Below are 16,620 nucleotides of genomic sequence, written 5' to 3'. Positions count from 1 at the left end.
CGCTCCTTTAACGGGGGACAACGGCGAAAACGCGCGCAGGGAAACCCGTGCCATCCTTCGGTTTCGCCCAGGTAGCAACAATCAACGCGCCAGCTTCTGGAAGATCATCCAGATGAGCCATCAATTCGATTTGCCAATGATCCATCTTCAACCAATACAGCTCGCGCTCGAAGTTTCCCTGATCGATGGATGAGCCGGGGTCGGTGTCCGTGGTTTCATGCCCAATGGCGGTCACCCCACGCTGATGGAGCGCCTCTAACGCCTCCAGCGACCAGCCCGGGCAATTATTGTGCCCGTCCTGATCCTTGCCGTACAGATCGTCTGTATCCCACCGCTTATGCCAATCGGTACGCAAAGCTACAAAAGAGCCGGCAGGAATGGGGCCGTGCTCAGCCTCCCAGCGTTCAATATCCTGCGTAGAGACGGCGTAATTCGGATTATCTTGAACGGCGTCCACAAGATTGAGAACAACAAGCGGCAAGATCATGTCCTCCACGCTCAGCTCGTCGAGGGTGCGAGCGTTATTCACAAAGTGAATCGGTGGATCAACGTGAGTTCCCCACTGGCCAACAAGGGAATACCGGTCCACGGTGAAACCTTGCTCGTCGACAGTGAAAATGCGGGTGGTTTCCTGATCCGGCAGCATCGCGAACTTCGGCTGGCCGGGGAAGAAGGTGTGTGTGAGGTCGACGAAACGGAAGTCAGAGGAATGCAAGCGTGCTGCAATGTCCCAGAGTTCGTGCTGAGTCATGGGGTGCTCCTGAGTGAGATGGTGATGTGGGTGATTGGGGCAATGTGCCTACGAGCCATAGTTTAGGGTTCGTCCTGCGGTATTGGGGTATGCCACGGAGTTTTTGGTTGCGAAGGGGAATCAAGGTCTGGAAAGGGGTGTTCGGGTGCTACCCCCGCGGCGGGATGGGGTCAGACAAGGTATTGAGCCTGCCATTTCCCATAAGCTAAGGTAAACCTTACCCAAACGGTCAAGCTTGGGTCAGTTCCTGGTCACATGAGAAGGAATCATGGCTAATCACATACCAGAGCACTTCCCAGCTCAACCACCCCAATCACCCCAACCAACCTCATCGCACGTATCTCCACCGCAACAGCCCCGGGTCCGCCCCACGAGCCTCTCATTCTCTTTTCACCACCCAGGAGGGGCTGGGGTCGTCGCAGCAGAGGACCTATCAATCACTGGGGAGCCGACCCTGCTCCTCGGCGCTAACGGCGCAGGAAAAACCACCTTGATGAGGATTCTTGCCGGCCAGCTTCGTGTGCGTGGACTCGACCGATCCGGCCTTCCGGCTGTCAGCTATGTTCCTCAATTCTTCACCCCAATCCGCGGATTCACGGTGCGCGAGCACGTCTCTTATGTGGCCTGGCTTGACGGGCAAAAGAGGGCAATGGCCACGAAGAATGCTGATCAGTGGCTAGATTTCGTGGGCCTTGGTGGCCTGGCGAACCGGAGTTGTGCGCAACTGAGCGGTGGTCAGCAAGCAAAGGTGCAATTGGCCACAGCGCTGAACAGCGGTGCTCAACTCTTGCTGCTTGATGAGCCGAGTGCATCACTGGACCCCTTGGCTAAGCGTGAACTCCAGGACCTATACAACAGTATCGTCGCTGCTCACACTGGCGTGTGGGTCTCAACCCACCAGCCGCACGAGGTGGCTGATCCGTTCACTCGCGTCATTGTGCTGCACGAAGGGACGGTGCGCTACGACGGTACGATAGACGGCTTTCGTGCCCTTGGCAGCGGCGCAACTGCCGATGGCGATCCAGCCGTTGTGGCCCTAGCTCAGGCGACGGTCCGATGAACGCGCTGAAAAATTGGACAGCGTTTCGATGGTGGTTAGGGCCAGTGATTATGGTGGTGGCCGCTGTGCTCGGTTACTACATTGTGCACGCAAATTTCCCCGAAATTTCCAACGGATATGACGGCATTTCCCGTGGCCTTGGCTACTTTTTCTCGTTAGGCCCGGCGCTAGCAGGGTTCGCGGCCTGGGATATTTCCCGCTTTCGTGAACTATTGGCATTACGCGGTCGGACGAGTGAGTTGTGGCGAATTATCCTCCGCCGCCTTAGCGTATCGGCTGGTGTTGCTTTATTCTCTGTTGTCCTCGTCATGGCTTATTACGGAGGATTTTCGGTCTCCCAAGGCTGGGCCGGTAGTGCACTAGCTGTGCTTTTAGCCAGCCTGTGGGTGCTATTTGGCGCTGCCCTTGGAGTATATGTATCGCCCGTTCTGTCTTTGCCTATTGCGGTATTTATCCCATGGGTGCTGAGTACGTATCCGCAGGCCATTCCTGATCCTGCGTGGAGACAGATGTTTGGCCAACCATTGGGCGGTTGCTGCGGCGTGGAATCCATGATTGATGCGGTCACACTAAGGTCTTCAGCCGTGACTTTGACTTCGCTGGTCGTGGTCTGTGTACTCCTGATTCATGTCCGGCTGGCACCACGTCCACTCCGCATTGGCGGGATCGGTGTTGCTGCGATTCTCACTGCCGGAGGTTTAACCCTAGGTTACGCGCTGGGTGGGCCTGGTAACTTCCATAATTCTCAACCGCGCCCAGTCTCTGAACGCATCTGCGACGACCGACTCTGTATGTGGCCCGAAACGGACCGTTCCATCGCCGAATTAAATCGACAGGCGGCCGACCAATTAGGCGTTCCTCACAATATCCCCATAATCGACGCCGAACCTCTCAGCCCCAACGAATTACGTATGTCTCAGGCTTCAGATGTCACCGGGGTTGAACAACAACTCATTATTCAACTCCTCCAACGTGCGCAAGAACTGCAGGCAGCAGAGTCCTGCTGGACGGATGATAGCGGCCGTCGTCTGAGCATGGCTGAGGAGGCTGACGTGCTTGTGGACACTCCCGACCTCATCCGGCTTGCTACCGGACCTGATGGCCGCTTCCTCTCCTATAGTGACAGTGCCAATCCCCAGGCGTGGGAAGGCCTCAAGGAACTCATCAGCGGAAAGCTCGGGTGCTCGGCGTGAGACAGTACATCACACTGTATGCCGTGGGGCATAGGGGCGGTCGAGCGTTCGGCCTGCTGGTGCTGGCGATCGTCATCTCCATCATCACGGGAAGCACCAGCATTCCGCTGCCATGGCTCTCCGAGGGATCGCTGGATCTATCCGTAAACCATCTGCTGGCCGTCGCACTTCTCGCAGCGCACATCACACTACTGACGGGGGAGTTGTCCCATCGCGAGGAATCTGGAGCCCGTTCCTGGTGGTGGGCAGACAGCCTCGGACAGATGGCGCTTCTCAGCGCGCCCGTGATTCTGGCGCTGACTGGGAGCGCCGGGCTGCTTCAAAATACGCTGCTGTACCTGGTACTTTTCTTTAGCCTAAGCCTGCCCCTGGGGCCGGAGATCGCGTACCCCGCAGTCATTGTCCTTATTGTTATTCAGACGATGGCTGTGGCGCTGGTTTCCAACCACGAGCGCATTCCCCTGTTCTGGGCGCCAGATAGTCGCATCATCGGAGTGCTTTTCCTCCTGGCGCTTGTTACGTTCGCGATGGCGCGCCGCAGGATAAAGATCGCCCGCTAACTGAAAAACTTACGGACGTTGTTCATCGAGCGGGCGGCTTTGCGTGCCAGATCCTCCAATACAGAATCATTGCTCGAATCCTTGAGGCTCTCCCTGGACGAGGGCCGTACACGTTCCTCCACGCGCTGGGCGGCAGACGCGGCCCAGCGCTCCGCGGAACGATACGCCGCCTCCGCCTTCTCCCGGGCATCATCCGGCAAAAAACTCAAAGAATCAAACACCCGGGCAGCAGGAAACGCTCGGGTATAGCGCTCATCAAGCTTCTGCAGTTCGGAAATGAGCTTTTCGTCGCTACCGCCGGCGTCGGGATGATATTGACGGATGATCCGCCGCCTCTCCTTGATATAGGCAGGATCGGTTTTGTAATTCTCCATGAGCCCACTGTAGAGAAAGAACGACAGCAGCGGGCGAACCCGGCGACGGCCACACAGCAGTCACGAGACAGTCTTGAGACAGCCCCAACGTGATTGTGCACACATGATTTGCATACACGCCCCACCCTGTGGTTATATAACGGACGTTGCTTTAACACGGTGCATGAGTCACAGACCGCACGGTCGCAGACAAGAAGGTACCGCTGGTGAAGTGAGCATGATCCATCGTCAGTAAAGACCCGCAAGGGTAGCTTTGCTGTGCGGTACTTTCAGCGGAGACGGCAAGACACGCCCGACCGCGGGTGCCGGAGTGGGACATGGTAAATGAACAGCGGCAGTAAGCGAAGCCCGCACTGAATAAATTTTCAGCAGCGGTCACTTCCAAGCGAAGAAACGCCTCCACACTATGGGGGAGTTCTGGTGTGTGCATGACATTTATCCTGGACCGCGAAGAAGGCACAGATAAGTAAATGTAAACACCAAGCGAACTGGCGACTGGACCAGGCCACCCACGGCCGGACAGCGTTAAGACAAAAGAGTAAGAGGCGTAACAGCCTGCACACGCGCAAGCGAGCAGGCACGCTGAGGAAGAGGACAAGCGTGGCGGGACAAAAGATCCGCATTAGGCTCAAGGCCTACGACCACGAGGCAATCGACGCTTCTGCCAAGAAGATCGTCGAAACGGTCACCCGTACCGGCGCCCGTGTTGTTGGCCCAGTGCCACTGCCAACTGAAAAGAACGTGTACTGCGTCATCCGCTCTCCGCACAAGTACAAGGACTCGCGTGAGCACTTTGAGATGCGTACCCACAAGCGTCTGATCGACATCCTGGATCCAACCCCGAAGACGGTCGATGCCCTGATGCGCATCGACCTGCCGGCCAGCGTCGACGTCAACATTCAGTAAGCAGCAACCACACACAGTCTGAATACTGAAGGCAGCGGAGAAGAAATATGAGTGATATTGAGATCAAGGGCATCCTGGGCACAAAGCTCGGCATGACCCAGATCTTCGACGAGGACAACCGCGTTGTGCCGGTCACCGTCGTAGAAGCTGGGCCTTGTGTCGTAACCCAGGTACGCACCCAAGAAACTGATGGCTACGAAGCCATCCAGATCGCCTTCGGCGAGATCGACCCACGCAAGGTAAACAAGCCAGGCACGGGTCACTTCAAGAAGGCCGGCGTAACCCCTCGCCGCCACGTACGGGAGATCCGCGTAGAGGACGCTTCCGCCTACGAGGTTGGCCAGGACATTACCGTTGAAATTTTCAACGACGTCAAGTTCGTCGACGTAACCGGAACCACCAAGGGTAAGGGCTACGCAGGTGCCATGAAGCGCCACGGCTTCGCAGGCCAAGGTGCTGCACACGGTAACCAGGCAGCGCACCGCCGCGTCGGTGGTATTGGACAGGCAGCCACCCCAGGCCGCGTGTTCAAGGGCAAGCGCATGGCAGGCCGCATGGGTAACGACCGCGTTACCCTGCAGAACCTGAAGGTCGCAAAGGTCGACGCAGAGTCCAACCTGCTGCTCATCAAGGGCGCAGTACCAGGCGTCAACGGCGGACTCGTCGTTGTCAAGACCGCAGTGAAGGGCGGTGCACACGCATGAGCAATCTAAAGCTTGATGTCCACACCGCTGACGGCAAGACCAATGGCACCATCGAGCTGCCAGCCTCCATCTTCGATGCCGAGGCTAGCGTTGCTCTGATGCACCAGGTCGTCACCGCTCAGCTGGCAGCAAAGCGCCAGGGCACCCACGCAACCAAGACCCGTGGCATGGTATCCGGCGGTGGCCGTAAGCCATTCCGCCAGAAGGGAACCGGTCGCGCACGCCAGGGCTCCATCCGCGCACCACACTTCACCGGTGGTGGCACCGTACACGGCCCACAGCCACGCGACTACTCCCAGCGCACCCCAAAGAAGATGAAGGCAGCCGCCCTGCGCGGAGCCCTCACCGACCGTGCGCGCCACAACCGCATCCACGTGGTTGAGGAACTGGTTGCAGGACAGACCCCATCCACCAAGTCCGCACGCTCCTTCATCGAGCGTCTGACCGACCGCAAGTCCGTGCTGGTCGTTCTGACCCGTGAAGACGTGACCTCGTGGAAGTCCGCACGCAACCTGCCAGGCGTACACATCCTGGTAAACGACCAGCTGAACACCTACGACGTGCTCAACGCAGACGACGTAGTGTTCTCCGTAGAAGCACTGAACAACTTCATCAGTGCCGCTGACAAGAAGACCGAGGAGGCTAAGTAATGACTGTCGCAGATCCACGCGATATCATCATCGCTCCAGTTGTGTCTGAAAAGTCCTACGGGCTGATGGAGCAAAACGTCTACACGTTCCTGGTTCACCCAGACTCCAACAAGACTCACATCAAGATTGCCGTCGAGCAGATCTTTGGCGTCAAGGTAGCAAGCGTCAACACCCTCAACCGCGAGGGCAAGCGCAAGCGCACCCGCACCGGCTACGGCCGTCGCAAGGCAACCAAGCGCGCCATGGTGACCCTGGTCGCCGGCAGCGATCCGATCGACATCTTCGGTGGCTCCGCCGCTTAAGCGGTAGAAGCCGAAAGGTAAAGAGGAAGCACAAGTATGGCTATTCGTAAGTACAAGCCGACTACGCCGGGTCGCCGCCAGAGCTCTGTCTCCGAGTTTGATGAGATCACTCGTTCGACTCCCGAGAAGTCTCTGCTGCGCCCGCTGTCGAAGACCGGTGGCCGTAACGTACACGGCCACATCACCACCCGCCACAAGGGTGGCGGACACAAGCGCCGCTACCGCGTGATCGACTTCCGTCGTAGCGACAAGGACGGCGTGCTGGCAAAGGTTGCTCACATCGAGTACGACCCAAACCGCACCGCGAACATCGCGCTGCTGCACTACCGTGACGGCGAGAAGCGTTACATCATCGCCCCACGCGGCCTGCAGCAGGGTGCCCTGCTGGAATCCGGCGCCAACGCAGACATCAAGGTTGGAAACAACCTGCCACTGCGCAACATCCCCACCGGTACCACCATCCATGCAGTGGAGCTGAAGCCAGGCGGCGGCGCAAAGCTCGCCCGCTCCGCAGGCTCCTCCATCCAGCTGCTGGGTAAGGAAGGCAAGTACGCAATCCTGCGTATGCCATCCTCCGAAATCCGCCGCGTGGACATTCGTTGCCGCGCAACCGTCGGAACTGTCGGAAACGTGGACCAGATCAACATCCGCTGGGGTAAGGCCGGCCGCATGCGCTGGAAGGGCGTTCGCCCAACCGTGCGTGGTGTTGTCATGAACCCTGTGGACCACCCACACGGTGGTGGTGAAGGTAAGACCTCCGGTGGTCGTCACCCTGTCTCCCCATGGGGACAGCCAGAGGGCCGCACCCGCAAGCCAAACCGTCCAAGCGACAAGCTGATCGTCCGCCGTCGTCGCACCAACAAGAACAAGAAGCGCTAAGAGGAGGTAGTAGAGAATGCCACGCAGCCTCAAGAAGGGCCCATTCGTCGACGAACACCTCCTCGCGAAGGTGGACGCACAGAACGACAAGGGTACCAAGCAGGTCATCAAGACCTGGTCCCGCCGCTCGACCATTCTGCCCGATTTCATTGGCCACACCTTTGCCGTCCACGATGGACGCAAGCACGTGCCAGTGTTCATCGATGACTCCATGGTCGGCCACAAGCTAGGTGAGTTCGCCCCAACGAAGACCTTCAAAGGTCACGTTAAGGACGACAAGAAGGGCCGTCGATAAACATGAGTGACACCGTGAATTCCGCACGCGCAACTGCGCGTTTCGTCCGCGTCACCCCAATGAAGGCTCGCCGCGTCATCGACACGATCCGCGGCAAGTCCGTTGAAGACGCACTCGCAATCCTGAAGTACGCACCACAGGCAGCATCCGAGCCTGTCTACAAGGTCGTTGCTTCCGCAGCAGCCAACGCCGAAAACAACTTCGGCTTGGACCCACGCACCCTGGTTATCTCCGAAGCATTCGCCGACGAGGGACCAACGATGCGTCGTTTCCGTCCACGCGCACAGGGACGTGCATTCCACGTCCGCAAGCGCACCAGCCACATCACCGTGGTTGTTGAAAGCCAGAATGGAGGTGCTTAAGTCAATGGGACAGAAAATCCATCCACACGGCCTCCGTCTGGGCATCACCGCAGAGTGGCGTTCCCGCTGGTACGCCGACAAGCAGTACGCTGATTACATTGCTGAAGACATCAAGATCCGCGACTTCCTGTCCAAGGGTCTTGACCGCGCCGGCATCGCCGACGTTGTTGTAGAGCGCACCCACGACCGCGTTCGCGTCGACATCCACACCGCCCGTCCGGGCATCGTGATCGGCCGCCGCGGCGCCGAGGCAGACCGCATCCGCGGCCAGCTGGAGAAGCTCACCGGCAAGCAGGTACAGCTGAACATCCTGGAAGTTAAGAACATCGACGCCAACGCTCAGCTGGTGGCACAGTCCATCGCAGAGCAGCTGACCAACCGCGTAGCATTCCGCCGCGCAATGCGCAAGGCAATCCAGGGCGCAATGCGTCAGCCACAGGTAAAGGGCATCAAGGTTGTCTGCTCCGGCCGTCTGGGCGGTGCAGAAATGGGTCGCACCGAGCGCTACCACGAGGGACGCGTTCCACTGCACACCCTGCGCGCCGAGATCGACTACGGAACCTACGAAGCACACACCACCTTCGGCCGCATCGGCGTGAAGGTGTGGATCTACAAGGGTGACGTTGTCGGTGGTCGTCGCGAAAGCCTGATGAACGCACGTGAGGACCGCGGTGGACGCGGTGCTCGTCGTGAGCGTCCACGCCGCGGTGGCGCACGTCGCCAGCGCGCAGAGCAGAATCAGGAGGGCTAAGAAACATGCTTATCCCGAAGCGCGTTAAGTACCGTCGCCAGCACCGCCCAACCCGCACCGGTGTGTCCAAGGGTGGAAACCGCGTGACGCACGGCGAGTACGGACTGCAGGCACTGGAGCCAACGTACATCACCAACCGTCAGATCGAATCCTCCCGTATCGCCATCAACCGTCACCTCAAGCGTGGCGGTAAGGTATGGATCAACATCTTCCCTGACCGCCCCCTGACCCAGAAGCCACTCGGTGTGCGTATGGGTTCCGGTAAGGGCCCAGTGGAGAAGTGGGTTGCTAACATCAAGCCAGGCCGCATCCTGTTCGAGGTGTCCTACCCGAACGAGGACATGGCAATCGAGGCCCTGCGCCGCGCTGGCAACAAGCTGCCATGCAAGGTTCGTATCGTGAAGAAGGAGGATCAGTTCTAATGGCTACCGGAACCCCGGCACACGAGCTCCGCGAGCTCAACAACGAAGAGCTGACCACCCGTCTGCGCGAGGCCAAGGAAGAGCTGTTCAACCTTCGCTTCCAGATGGCCACCGGCCAGCTAACCAACAACCGTCGTCTGGGTGTTGTCAAGCGCGACATCGCCCGCATCTACACCGTCCTGCGTGAGCGCGAGCTCGGTTTGTCTACTAACCCAGGTGGTGACGCAGCATGAGTGAGGCTAACGTGACTAAGAAGGAAAAGGGCGCACGTAAGGTTCGTACCGGCTACGTTGTATCCGACAAAATGAGCAAGACCATCGTGGTTGAGCTCGAGGACCGTAAGCAGCACGCTCTGTACGGCAAGATCATGCGCAAGAACTCCCGAGTGAAGGCGCACGACGAGAACGAGACCGCCGGAATCGGCGACCGCGTTCGCATCGAGGAGACCCGCCCGCTGTCCAAGGACAAGCACTTCCGTCTCGTCGAGATCGTGGAGAAGGCACGCTAAGGCCTGCTGTTTCTGCGAGAGCTTGAGAACCCCGCCTTTGGCGGGGTTCTTTTTGGTTTCTGGTGCTGTGTTCGGCTATGGGGGTTATGGCGCTGTGCGCGGCTAGGGGGTTATGGGGCTGTTCGAGGCAGTGGTTTTGTGCTGTTGTGGTGCTGAACTTCTCGACTGCTGCGCCGCTGAGCAGCTGCCCTTCTTGGCAGCTTTGCCGTTTGCTGCGGCATTGTCCAGCTACCCAGTCGCACAGCCTCATTGTTTGAAGCCGTTGTGCGCTGTGGTTGTCTTAGAACGTCGACTCGATGCTTTGTCCCACAGACCCAAAACGCCGTGACCTGGGCTTTTAAATATCTGCCGAAAACCGAAACGACGTTCCCAGACACTTCTTACCGGAGGCAGGGAAAGCGGGCGGTATGAACTGAGGGTTTTGTGAAGTGCCCGAGCTAGCCACTTGGGTATGCACCGGCTCATGAGCTACCGCGGATTACAGTTTCACCGCGCTAGAGTACACAACAGTCATGATTGACTAAATAGGTAATGCTAAGCTAATATAGCTTGCGTGCGAGTTGCTGTTTTCGGCTACCAGTCGTGGAGACACCGGACGTTGTCTGCGGTCATCAATGCTGGTCATGAAGTAGCTTTAGTGGTTACCCATCCTAAAAGTGAACATCCTTATGAAAAGATGTGGGCAGATTCTGTCGAGGATCTAGCCAAGGAGCATGAGCTGCCGGTATGTGTTGCAGAGCGCGTGGGAGAAGACGTTCTTAAGGCGCTGAGAGCCTCTGCACCGGATGTCATCGTGGCTCAACAAGCTATCCCCGTGGGATCGGTTGATACTACCACTGATCTTGTAGCTAAGACCATTGATCTCATTGAACCGCTTGTGGAACGGGCTTTGAATGACATTGCTCAAGGTACTGCCACGAAGCAACCCCAAGATCTCACCAGAGCAACCTACTTTCATAAACGAAGTGAGCAGGAATCTCGCATCGATTTCAACCAACCTGCGGAAGATATCGCCTTGTTGGTGAGGGCACAGTCCGATCCGTATCCTAACGCCTACTTTGAATTTCGAGGCCAACGCATTCGTGTGCTTTCCGCACACGTCTCTCAAGGTCGATTTGGTGGTACTCCCGGGCGCATCACGATTCCTTACGAAGGAGGTATTGCAGTGGTGTGCGGGTCGCGGCGGGCCAATGAACCCAGTCCAGCGATTGTGCTAGATAGGGTTCGGCTCGATGATGACTCGGAGTTACCCGCTACTGAGTTCTTTGGGCACAGAGCCGGATATATCGAACCAAGGGTTTAACCTTCCCAACCGTGAACGACCCAGTTGAGTATGGAACCGTTCACCGATCCCATAGGAGAATCATGAAACTTAAGAAGATTTTCGCGAGCACAGCGAGCGTGCTGGCACTTGGCTTAGTGCTTGGAGCTTGTTCGACCGGCGATGAAGCAAGTAACTCAAGCGAGACTAGAGCCGCGAATGCGGAACAGGGCGCATTCCCCACCACCATTCAGCATCGGTATGGTTCCACAGAAATTAAGGAAGCCCCCCAGCGAGTGGTTTCTTTGGGATACACCGATCAAGACGCATTGCTGGCACTTGGTGTCACTCCAGTATCCGTAAATTACTGGGATGGAATGACCCCGGAGGGGCAGGCTGCAGGTAATTGGTCGAAGGACAAGATTGAAGGCGAGCAGCCACGGATCGATAAGGATACTGAGATCAATGTGGAGGCTATTGCCAAGGACAATCCAGATTTAATTGTGGCTGTGTACTCCGATCTGGATGAAGATACCTATAAAAAATTATCAGAAATCGCACCTGTCGTCGTCCAAAAGGGTGAATACGACGAATTGCAGCAACCGTGGGATGTTACCACAGAGCAAATCGGCCAAGCGGTGGGTAAGCCTGAAGAGGCTAAGCGTCAAATTCAGCAAGTTAAAGAGAAGTTCGCTGAACTAAAGAACCGCCACCCAGAGTGGTCCGAGAAAGAACTCGGTGTCGCAACCATCGAAGATGAGAAGCTCGCCGTCTTTTCCGAAGGTGACCCACGTAGTCGCTTCTTTACCGAATTAGGCTTTAAGATCAATCCCGAATACGCAGGAATCACCAAGGGTAAATTCTACGGTGAGGTATCCAAGGAGAACGCTGACCGCGTCAACTCTGACGTGCTGATCTGGGACCAACTGTCTTACTCGCCAAAGCAGAGCAAGGCATCCGTGACTGAAGATTCGATCGTGGGTAAGCTCCCAGCCGTTAAAGATGGGCACAGTGTCTATCTAGAGGGTGATTTGGAGAAGGCCTTCGGTTGGCAGACTGTCCTGAGCTTGAACTACTTGCTGGACAAGATCGAGAAGCTGCTGGTTGATGCCACGAAGTAGATGCCGCCACTTCAGTGCTGTCCTGCGCGGAAGCGTAGGACGAGCCGTGAAGTCGGGCGTGTAGAAATTCTGGTCGTCAGGGAGTAGACATTGGTTCTCTGACGAAGAAGCTACTTTGTTTAAGTTTACCTGCATCATGTAGGATTTCTCTCATTATTCTAAAGAATTGCCCCTTGTTGTCTATAGTTAGGGAACTTTATGCCTAAAGGAGGAGGGTTTGGCTACGTCTAATCCGACCACACAGTTTCGTAGAGGCTCCCTTCGTCATCTATCAGGCTTGGGTGTTCTTTTTCTCTTGCTCCTCGCTAGTGTGCTAGCCAGCATATTCTTTGGCGCCCGCTCAGTTCCTTTTGGCGAAATCTCTAATGTCTTGCGTGACCCCTCTATTCTGTTTGGTCATCCAGATGCCTTGAACGTAGGTCAGCGAGTATTAGTTGAACTGCGTGTACCACGAACATTATTGGGGTTGGTCGCTGGGGCTGCACTTGGGGTTTGCGGTGCTCTCATTCAAGGACATACACGTAACCCGCTCGCAGATACAGGAATTCTTGGCATTAATTTTGGCGCTTCGTTGGCTGTTGTGGTCAGTTTTTCTCTATTCAGCGTTACCTCTGTGTGGGCTATTAGCCTGTGGGCATTCGTTGGAGCAGTTATTGCCACGGGTGCGGTGTTTAGTCTTTCCTTGGTAGGAGGAGGTCAGGCTAACCCGCTCACTTTAGTGCTTGGTGGTGCAGCATTATCTGCAGTTCTTAGTGCCATCATTAGTGGTTTTATTCTTACCAAGGATGCGAATTTGAATCACATGAGGTTTTGGACTGTAGGATCCATTGCGGGCAGAGATCTCACTGTCTTTTACGGGGTACTTCCGTTCATCGTGGTGGGCATTGTACTGGCTTTGGCCACTGCGCCTCAGCTCAATCTCCTCAATCTGGGTGATGATATCGCTTCAGGGTTGGGGGTGAATACACAGCGTGCTCGCGTGATGGGCATGGCTATCATCGCGTTGTTGGCTGGTGCAGCGACTGCGGCGGCAGGTCCCATCACCTTCATTGGACTGGTAGTTCCACATATGGTTCGCGCAATCACAGGCCCCGATTATCGATGGATTTTGCCTTATTCAGCATTAGGCGGTGCGGTTCTGATGTTGATCGCCGACGTTGTTGGTCGGCTGATTGCTCGACCAGGTGAGCTGCAGGTGGGCATTGTCCTCGCTTTCGTGGGTGCACCATTTTTCATTTTCCTCATTTATCGACGCCGAGTGGTGGCGATTTGATGAATTCCTCCGTTGATCACTCTGTCACTCCAGCGGTTCCTAAGCGGCCACCCTTTCGCGTCGGTCCTCTCTCTCTTGTGTGGCGGCCACGCGCAGTTGGAGTATCGCTGATTCTGCTTTTAGGAACAGTTTTCTTGGCGGCTGTGTCCATTGGCGTGGGGGAGTACCCAGTGTCTCCTTTGCGTGTATTGGAGGTGTTGTTTACTGGGCAGGGTTCTCACGTGGAAAGGCTAGTGGTTTTGGATTGGCGGATGCCGCGAGCTCTGACTGCGATTTTCGTTGGGTGCGCTTTCGGGCTTTCTGGTGCCCTCACGCAGTCTGTAGCTCGAAATGCGCTGGCCAGCCCAGATATCCTCGGATTTACCACCGGCGCTTCAGCCGCCGCAGTTACCGTCATCACTTTAGGTGGTGGCGCTGGTGGCTTCCTTGGTTGGCTTAGCAGCATTGGCGTCCCTTTGGCTGCGGTTTTGGGGGCGGCAGTTACAGCGATTTTGATGTGGGCCTTGGCTTGGCGGACCTCTACTGATTCTTTTCGGCTCGTGCTTGTCGGCATAGTCCTGACAGCGCTCTTGTCGTCCTATATCAACTTCTTGATGGTTCGCGCTGAGCTACGTGATGCTTCGGCAGCTCAGTTTTGGCTCACAGGGTCGCTGTCTTCCGCAGATTGGTCAAAGACTTGGCCGATCGCCGTTGCAGTGCTGGTAGTGACTCCGTTGCTAGCGTGGATTGGGCATCAACTATTGGCCACTTTGCTTGGCCCGGATACAGCGCGTGCCCTCGGTCAGAACGTCAAGGCTGTTCAGGTGGTACTTCTAGGATCGGCTGTTGCGTTAGCGGCTGTAGCAGTCTCGGCAGCAGGTCCGATTGGCTTTGTCGCGTTTGTGGCACCGCAGGTGGCCTTGCGCTTATGTGGTGCTTCTTCTCCGCCGTTGTTAGCTTCTTCATTGAGTGGAGCAACCTTGCTTCTTTTGGCGGATATTTGTTCTCAAACACTACTACCTGTTGAACTGCCGGTGGGTGTACTTACATCCGCAATTGGGGGCGCATTCTTGGTCTATGTGCTTGTTCAACGGAATAGGAATGTCACAGTATGAAAAATGGCATAGATAGACGCTTGACGCAGAACGACAGCATGTCTGCTTGCGACCTCTCGGTAGACTACGGCGATCGGCGGGTCATTGAAGGTGTGGACGTGAGCTTTCCTCGGGGGCAGGTTACTACAATCGTTGGTGCGAACGGCTGTGGAAAGTCCACGCTGCTTAAGGCCATGTCTCGCCTCATCCCAGTCAGCGGGGGAGAGGTCCTACTCAATGGTCGTGATATTTCGACGATAAAACGTAAGGACCTTGCGCAAACCGTTAGCGTGCTCCCACAGTCTCCCGTTGCTCCGGAGGGCCTGAACGTTGCTGACCTAGTATCTCGTGGGCGCCATCCTCACCAGTCGTGGATCCGGCAGTGGTCGTCTACGGACGAGGTCGAAGTATATAGGGCTTTGGACATGACTGGATCTTTAGCTCTTGCGGAGCGCACTGTGGATTCTCTTTCGGGTGGGCAAAGACAGCGCGTGTGGATCTCCATGGTGCTTGCTCAGAATACAGAAATCCTATTTCTAGACGAGCCCACTACCTACTTGGATCTCGCTACTTCTGTGGAAATCTTGGAACTGGTCCGAAATTTGCGGCGCGAACTGGATCGCACTGTGGTGATGGTGTTGCATGATCTCAATTTGGCAGTACGCTATAGCGATCATTTGGTGGTGATGAAGGGTGGACAGATCCTCGCCACCGGTCACCCCAGTGACGTCATTACTTCTGAGCTTCTGTTAGAGGCGTTTGCGCTCGACGCGCTGGTGGCTGAGGATCCCATCACCGGTGGACCATTGGTTGTTCCACGATAAGGTTTGGTTGCGTCCGCTAGCGCGGAGTATCTGAAATTCCCATGCTCCTGCGCAGCCGCACAGCCTCCATGTTGGAGGCCGCTTGCGTGGTTTGTCTTAGAACGTCGACTCGATGCCCTGCTCCTCAGAGTCAAAATGCCGTGACCTGGGCTTTTGAAAATCCGCCGAAAATCGAAACGACGTTCCCAGACACTTCCCCTTAAAGACTTGGGGAGGCGCAGGCTATGGACGGAGGTATTTCGTAAGTTCAGCAGCAGCGCAGCGCCGCCGACCTACAGTCAGCTTGTCTGTCTGCAGCTTGCTGGTCGGGATTGTAGGCAGCATTCCGGTGCCGTTCGGCACAACGAGAGGATTCTGCGGCACTTAGCTTTGCGTTTCCCCAGGTCGAGCTCTAGGAAAAGCACAATAGTCCTACGGCTGTGCCAGAAGCGCTCGTTGTTGACGCATGCGCGGCTATCTTCTCTTTTCGCTTGGGCCTGTTCCTTGTTTGGGCTAACGCAGTGGCTGGGAAGTAGAGAGTCTCTGCGGTAGGGAAGTGGAGAGGCACTGCGTCGAAGAAGTTGGACAGGTGCAGGTAGGGGAGGGAGCATGGCTATAAACAAAAGAACAGAGCCTCTCCGGGGCGGAGAGGCTCTGTTCGGCTTAGCGTCAGAAAACTAAGCCCAGAAGAGAGGTTGTTGAGGCGCTAATTACTTAGCGAAAGCGCCGAAGATCTTCTCGAAGACACCGTTCAGGCTGGACAGGCCGGTGAAGATGCCAACGATGGTGGCGATCAGCTTACCGATAGCCTCGAACTTCTGGAATCCCGTGGTGTTGTCATCCCAGCCGAAGAACTTGTTGGTGTTCTCCTTGCGATCCTTCTTGGCCTGATCGGAGGAAAGGTCGGACTTCTTGTTTGGGTCTCCAGGGTTGTTGTTCTGGCCAGCGCCGTCGGTGTTGTTTGCGTCAGCCTTCTCAGCCTGGTTCTTCTTAATCTGAGAAGAGAGCTGATCGAATGGGTTCTTGGTGTCGTTGTTGTTGGCGCCCTGGTCAGCCTTTTCGCTGCCGCCTGCGTTGTTCTGACCGGTGGCGGCGGTCTGGTTGTTGTTAGCGCCCAGGGATCCCCAGTCGCTGTCGGCAGCGAATGCAGCCGGGGTGCCAGCAACAGCAACTGCGGCAGCGGTGGACAGAGCAAGAAGGGACTTCTTCAACTTCATGGTTAATCCTTTTCGAAGGTGTCGTGGAGTGTGTTCACAGTGTGTCGTGGTGTACCTCGGAAGCTGGACTGTGCCTCCGCACCGCTTGACGTCGATGACATTAACACGGTCACAAACGGCTGTCACTACCCAATTTTTCACAATCGCTGATGACA

At 56.4% G+C, this 16,620-nt stretch carries 22 protein-coding genes; 19 read left to right on the top strand and 3 right to left on the bottom strand.

Annotation, left to right across the window (positions count from 1 at the left end):
• Window positions 1-7: 7 nt before the first annotated feature.
• A complete protein-coding gene (locus IAU67_RS08195) occupies window positions 8-751 on the bottom strand; it encodes a cyclase family protein (RefSeq protein ID WP_151842182.1) in 744 nt (247 codons plus the stop codon).
• 268 nt (window positions 752-1,019) lie between these two features.
• On the opposite strand from IAU67_RS08195, the gene IAU67_RS08190 reads away from it, so the two are divergent.
• Genes IAU67_RS08190 through IAU67_RS08180 form a run of 3 tightly spaced genes read left to right on the top strand, consistent with a single transcriptional unit; the run spans window position 1,020 to window position 3,564 of the window.
• Window positions 1,020-1,811: an ATP-binding cassette domain-containing protein gene (locus tag IAU67_RS08190; RefSeq protein ID WP_151842181.1), complete on the top strand. Its 792-nt coding sequence runs from the start codon at window positions 1,020-1,022 to the stop codon at window positions 1,809-1,811.
• Window positions 1,808-3,004, top strand: coding sequence for a hypothetical protein (locus tag IAU67_RS08185; RefSeq protein WP_151842180.1), 1,197 nt, complete (start codon window positions 1,808-1,810; stop codon window positions 3,002-3,004). Before IAU67_RS08190 ends, IAU67_RS08185 begins: the two co-directional genes overlap by 4 nt.
• The gene (locus IAU67_RS08180; RefSeq protein WP_151842179.1) at window positions 3,001-3,564 is read left to right on the top strand and encodes a hypothetical protein; all 564 of its coding nucleotides are present in this window, start codon (window positions 3,001-3,003) and stop codon (window positions 3,562-3,564) included. The genes IAU67_RS08185 and IAU67_RS08180 overlap by 4 nt, the downstream gene beginning before the upstream one ends.
• On the opposite strand, the gene IAU67_RS08175 is transcribed toward IAU67_RS08180, so the two are convergent.
• A complete protein-coding gene (locus IAU67_RS08175; protein ID WP_151842178.1) occupies window positions 3,561-3,938 on the bottom strand; it encodes a hypothetical protein in 378 nt (125 codons plus the stop codon). The genes IAU67_RS08180 and IAU67_RS08175 overlap by 4 nt on opposite strands.
• A 600-nt stretch (window positions 3,939-4,538) precedes the next feature.
• On the opposite strand from IAU67_RS08175, the gene rpsJ reads away from it, so the two are divergent.
• The 16 genes from rpsJ to IAU67_RS08095 all read left to right on the top strand — a co-directional run bounded on the left by rpsJ (window position 4,539) and on the right by IAU67_RS08095 (window position 15,269).
• Window positions 4,539-4,844, top strand: coding sequence for a 30S ribosomal protein S10 (gene rpsJ, locus IAU67_RS08170; RefSeq protein ID WP_010120790.1), 306 nt, complete (start codon window positions 4,539-4,541; stop codon window positions 4,842-4,844).
• Window positions 4,845-4,891: 47 nt separating this feature from the next.
• The gene (rplC, locus tag IAU67_RS08165; RefSeq protein ID WP_151842177.1) at window positions 4,892-5,548 is read left to right on the top strand and encodes a 50S ribosomal protein L3; all 657 of its coding nucleotides are present in this window, start codon (window positions 4,892-4,894) and stop codon (window positions 5,546-5,548) included.
• A complete protein-coding gene (gene rplD, locus IAU67_RS08160) occupies window positions 5,545-6,198 on the top strand; it encodes a 50S ribosomal protein L4 (protein ID WP_151842176.1) in 654 nt (217 codons plus the stop codon). The genes rplC and rplD overlap by 4 nt, the downstream gene beginning before the upstream one ends.
• The gene (rplW, locus tag IAU67_RS08155) at window positions 6,198-6,500 is read left to right on the top strand and encodes a 50S ribosomal protein L23 (protein WP_151842175.1); all 303 of its coding nucleotides are present in this window, start codon (window positions 6,198-6,200) and stop codon (window positions 6,498-6,500) included. Before rplD ends, rplW begins: the two co-directional genes overlap by 1 nt.
• Window positions 6,501-6,536: 36 nt before the next feature.
• Entirely contained in the window at window positions 6,537-7,379 is an 843-nt protein-coding gene (gene rplB / locus IAU67_RS08150; protein ID WP_151842174.1) for a 50S ribosomal protein L2, read from the top strand.
• 16 nt (window positions 7,380-7,395) lie between these two features.
• Complete coding sequence (gene rpsS, locus IAU67_RS08145) at window positions 7,396-7,674, top strand: 30S ribosomal protein S19 (protein ID WP_151842173.1); 279 nt, start codon at window positions 7,396-7,398, stop codon at window positions 7,672-7,674.
• 2 nt (window positions 7,675-7,676) lie between these two features.
• Complete coding sequence (rplV, locus tag IAU67_RS08140) at window positions 7,677-8,036, top strand: 50S ribosomal protein L22 (protein ID WP_151842172.1); 360 nt, start codon at window positions 7,677-7,679, stop codon at window positions 8,034-8,036.
• 4 nt (window positions 8,037-8,040) lie between these two features.
• Complete coding sequence (gene rpsC, locus IAU67_RS08135; RefSeq protein WP_151842171.1) at window positions 8,041-8,787, top strand: 30S ribosomal protein S3; 747 nt, start codon at window positions 8,041-8,043, stop codon at window positions 8,785-8,787.
• Between the two features lie 5 nt (window positions 8,788-8,792).
• Window positions 8,793-9,209, top strand: coding sequence for a 50S ribosomal protein L16 (gene rplP, locus IAU67_RS08130; protein WP_151842170.1), 417 nt, complete (start codon window positions 8,793-8,795; stop codon window positions 9,207-9,209).
• Window positions 9,209-9,442: a 50S ribosomal protein L29 gene (gene rpmC / locus IAU67_RS08125; RefSeq protein WP_151842169.1), complete on the top strand. Its 234-nt coding sequence runs from the start codon at window positions 9,209-9,211 to the stop codon at window positions 9,440-9,442. Before rplP ends, rpmC begins: the two co-directional genes overlap by 1 nt.
• Complete coding sequence (gene rpsQ / locus IAU67_RS08120) at window positions 9,439-9,717, top strand: 30S ribosomal protein S17 (RefSeq protein ID WP_151842168.1); 279 nt, start codon at window positions 9,439-9,441, stop codon at window positions 9,715-9,717. Before rpmC ends, rpsQ begins: the two co-directional genes overlap by 4 nt.
• A 553-nt stretch (window positions 9,718-10,270) precedes the next feature.
• Window positions 10,271-11,020: a methionyl-tRNA formyltransferase gene (locus IAU67_RS08115; protein WP_187767890.1), complete on the top strand. Its 750-nt coding sequence runs from the start codon at window positions 10,271-10,273 to the stop codon at window positions 11,018-11,020.
• A gap of 62 nt (window positions 11,021-11,082) precedes the next feature.
• The gene (locus IAU67_RS08110; RefSeq protein ID WP_151842167.1) at window positions 11,083-12,099 is read left to right on the top strand and encodes an iron-siderophore ABC transporter substrate-binding protein; all 1,017 of its coding nucleotides are present in this window, start codon (window positions 11,083-11,085) and stop codon (window positions 12,097-12,099) included.
• A gap of 217 nt (window positions 12,100-12,316) precedes the next feature.
• Window positions 12,317-13,372 (top strand): FecCD family ABC transporter permease, encoded by a 1,056-nt coding sequence (locus IAU67_RS08105; RefSeq protein ID WP_151842166.1) that lies wholly within the window; start codon window positions 12,317-12,319, stop codon window positions 13,370-13,372.
• Window positions 13,372-14,466 (top strand): FecCD family ABC transporter permease, encoded by a 1,095-nt coding sequence (locus IAU67_RS08100; protein ID WP_151842165.1) that lies wholly within the window; start codon window positions 13,372-13,374, stop codon window positions 14,464-14,466. The genes IAU67_RS08105 and IAU67_RS08100 overlap by 1 nt, the downstream gene beginning before the upstream one ends.
• Before the next feature lie 38 nt (window positions 14,467-14,504).
• Window positions 14,505-15,269, top strand: coding sequence for an ABC transporter ATP-binding protein (locus tag IAU67_RS08095; RefSeq protein ID WP_187767999.1), 765 nt, complete (start codon window positions 14,505-14,507; stop codon window positions 15,267-15,269).
• Between the two features lie 689 nt (window positions 15,270-15,958).
• Here the strand turns inward: IAU67_RS08095 and IAU67_RS08090 are convergent.
• Window positions 15,959-16,465: a hypothetical protein gene (locus IAU67_RS08090; RefSeq protein WP_151842163.1), complete on the bottom strand. Its 507-nt coding sequence runs from the start codon at window positions 16,463-16,465 to the stop codon at window positions 15,959-15,961.
• Between the last annotated feature and the right edge of the window lie 155 nt (window positions 16,466-16,620).

The sequence above is a fragment of the Corynebacterium zhongnanshanii genome (assembly GCF_014490575.1).
In the GTDB taxonomy this organism is placed as follows: domain Bacteria; phylum Actinomycetota; class Actinomycetes; order Mycobacteriales; family Mycobacteriaceae; genus Corynebacterium; species Corynebacterium zhongnanshanii.
This window is presented reverse-complemented; position numbering and strand designations above follow the sequence as displayed.